Here is a 3,006-nt window from a genome sequence, read left to right on the forward strand (position 1 = left end):
CAGCAGCGCGGCGAGGGGGAGCAGCACGACGATGGCGTGCACGAGCAGGATGTGGGCGGGCAGGCCGTTGAGCGTGGTCATCGGTTCCTTCGAGCAGTGACGGGGTTCAGGGACAGCGGACGACGGCGCAGGCTTCGTAGCCGGGAGCTCGGGCGCGTACCCAGCGTTCGACGTTGCCGCCGCGGGCGATGGCGGCGGTGGCGTAGACGTCGGCCCACAGCAGGCTCGGGCCGGCGACCGTCGCGGACATCAGGGCCCGCGCAGGGGCGCCGGTGTGGGGATCGACGATGTGGTGGCCGCGAGCCGCCGTGCCGGACGTGGCCACGCCGCCCGCGCGTACGGTTCGCACGGCCAGCAGGCGGCCGCGGTCGCGGGGGTCTTCGACGCCGACGCGCCACGCCGCCGAATCCAGGGCATGCACGGCGACCACGACGTCGCCGCCCGCGTTGAGGCAGTAGTCGTGGTCCGGCAGCCCGTCGAGGAACGTGGCGGCGGTCTGGGCGGCCCAGCTCTTGACGAGTCCGGACGGGTCGTAGCCGGCGGGGAGGTCGGCGTCGAACCAGCCGTCGGTGCGCTCACGGGCTTCGACGCACAGTCGCGCGACTTCGCGGACCCACGGATGCCGATCGCCGGGCGGGAGTTCGCCGCGGCGGATGCGGCTGACTTCGCTGCCGGGCCGGTGGAGGCTGAACAGCCGGTCGATCGTGCACAGGTACGAGAACACCTCCGCGACAACGGATTCCGCCGCGACGTCGGTGCGGACACCCGGGCCTCGCAGGTGCAGGCTGATCGGCATGCCCATGATCACGCGCATCCATGCGCGCCGGTCCGGCCCGGTCACCGGTGGGCCGCGTCGATCGCGGATTGGAGGGACTGGAGGTAGCCCTGCGAGGTGTAGGTCGCGCCGCTGACGGTGTCGATCTGCGCGCTCTGCGCCTGCAGTACCTCCTGGTTCAGGACCGGCACCGCGGCGGAGTTGATGCGCACGTCGCGGCCGGACTCCTGGGGCACCTGCAGCACGCGCGCGGCCGTGATCTTCCCGCCTGCCACGGTGATCTCGACCTGGACCGAGCCATACGGCGTGTCGGCGGCCGCGCCGGTGAACGTGCCGGCACCCGAGCCGGTTGCGGAGGGGGCCGACGGCGCCGAGGTCGAAGGCGACCGGACGACACCGGGTAGCTGCGCGGTGACCGAGGTCTGGTTCGTGCTCGTGCGGTAGCTGAACAGCAGGACGACGATCGACACGGTGGCCGCGATGGCGATGGCGATTCTTCGCATGTCCGGAGCTCCTACCAAGCGAACTGTTCGAAGTGGACCCGCTCTCGCGGTACCCGGCACTGCTGCGCGGATTCGCTCACGGCGCTTGCCCACGCGGTGGGGCCGCAGATGATCACGTCGTGCTCGGCGATGTCGGGCACGAAGTAGCGCAAGATGGTGTGGTCGGGCACGGAGGCGTAGAGCGCGGGTAGCCACGAAGCGCGCCCGCGAGCGCGGTGGCCCGGCAGGTAGTGGATCCGCACTCCACGGGTCCGTGCGAGGTGCTCGAGCTCGTGGTGGAACAGCGCGTGCGCGGGGGAGGAGAACCGGTAGAACAGCACGGCTTCGCCGGGCTCGTAGGGCAGTTCTTCCAGAAGTGCCCGCAACGGTGTGATCCCGATCCCGGAGGCGAACATCGTGATCTTGCGTCCTGTTCGGACGCTGCCGGTGAGGGCGCCGTACGGGCCTTCGAACCACACTCGCGTCCCCACGGGCAGAGCCGCGAGCCGCGCGCTGCCGGGGCCGAGGTCCCGGGCGGTGATCCGGAGGCGGTGGCCGTCCGGTGCGGCGGAGAGGGAGAACGGCTTGCCGCGCGTCCACCCGGCACCGTGGAACCGCCACACGAAGAACTGTCCTGCCACCACTTTCAGCCGGTCGAGCCGGCGCCCGCGCAGATACACGGATACGACGCCGGCACCTTCGGGCACCACGCGGTCGACCACAAGGCGGTGCCGCAGGCTGAGCGCAAGCGGGAGTGCCACGCGGAACACCAGCAGCGCTCCGGCGGCGGCGGCGTAGGCGCTCCACCAGAACACGGTCGCCGTGGCCGAGGCGGTGAAGTCCTCGCCCGTCCACAGCTGGTGCGGCAGGGCGAGGCCGACACCGAGGTAGGCGTAGAGGTGCAGCAGGTGCCACGACTCGTACCTCAACCGGCGCCGCGCGGCCCGGACCGACGTGACGACGACCAGGACGAGCGCGGCCGTGCCGGCGGTCGCCAGCAGCATGCCCGGGTACGTGGTCACGAGATCCCACACTTCGGCGAGAAGTCCGGTGTGGTCGGTCGCGGCGTAGCCGAGCGAGATCAGGACGATGTGCAGGCACAGCAGCACGAACGAGGTGAACCCGGTGAGCCGGTGCCGGCGCGCCAGCGCGTCTTGGCCGTAGCTGCGCTCGACCCACGGGATCCGCGCCATCAGCAGCACCTGCAGCAGCAAGAGCGCGGCGGCCAGCAGGCCGGTCAGCCGGCCCGTCGACGTGAGCGCGGCCGCTACGTTTCCCAGCTGCTGCACGCCCTGGTCCGAAACCCACAGCGCCGCGACGAACAGGAGCATCGCCCAGGCCGCCAGCCCGGCGGCGTCGCGCCACCACCGGTGGAGCGGACGGACCCGGCGCGTGGCGGGAACTTCGCCGGGCCGGATCGCGAGGGGAACGGTGGACATCGGGTGCTCCTGGTGGTGTTCGTGGTGTCACCACCTTTGCGGAGCGCGGTTAGTCTCCGGCGTGATCTGGGTGAGAAGACGGTAAGAGTCGATCACCGTCGACACTGAACCCCACGACGGCCCCACCCCCCGAGCGCAGGCGGGCGATGACCGCTCCGTCGTGCGCCGCGGCTGTTTCGCGCACGATCGCCAGCCCGAGCCCGGAGCCCGGCAATGCCCGGGCCGCGTCGGCGCGGTGGAAGCGGTCGAAGACGTGCGGCAGGTCCTGCGCGGGAATCCCGGGACCGCGGTCGAGGACTTCGATCTGTCC

At 71.6% G+C, this 3,006-nt stretch carries 4 protein-coding genes; all 4 read right to left on the reverse strand.

The genetic code is table 11. From position 1 onward, the window contains the following. Positions 1–106: 106 nt before the first annotated feature. Positions 107–841, reverse strand: coding sequence for an FAD:protein FMN transferase (locus AB0383_RS49975; RefSeq protein ID WP_366191692.1), 735 nt, complete (start codon positions 839–841; stop codon positions 107–109). Then, on the reverse strand, positions 838–1,278 hold the full coding sequence (locus tag AB0383_RS49980; protein WP_366191694.1) for an FMN-binding protein: 441 nt from the start codon (positions 1,276–1,278) through the stop codon (positions 838–840). The genes AB0383_RS49975 and AB0383_RS49980 overlap by 4 nt, the downstream gene beginning before the upstream one ends. A gap of 11 nt (positions 1,279–1,289) precedes the next feature. Further along, entirely contained in the window at positions 1,290–2,696 is a 1,407-nt protein-coding gene (locus tag AB0383_RS49985) for a ferredoxin reductase family protein (RefSeq protein WP_366191696.1), read from the reverse strand. Between the two features lie 49 nt (positions 2,697–2,745). Beyond that, positions 2,746–3,006, reverse strand: a 261-nt coding sequence (locus AB0383_RS49990; RefSeq protein ID WP_366191698.1) for a sensor histidine kinase, incomplete at its 5' end; no start/stop codon positions are given.

The sequence above is a fragment of the Amycolatopsis sp. NPDC051373 genome (genome assembly GCF_040689465.1).
Classification (GTDB): domain Bacteria; phylum Actinomycetota; class Actinomycetes; order Mycobacteriales; family Pseudonocardiaceae; genus Amycolatopsis.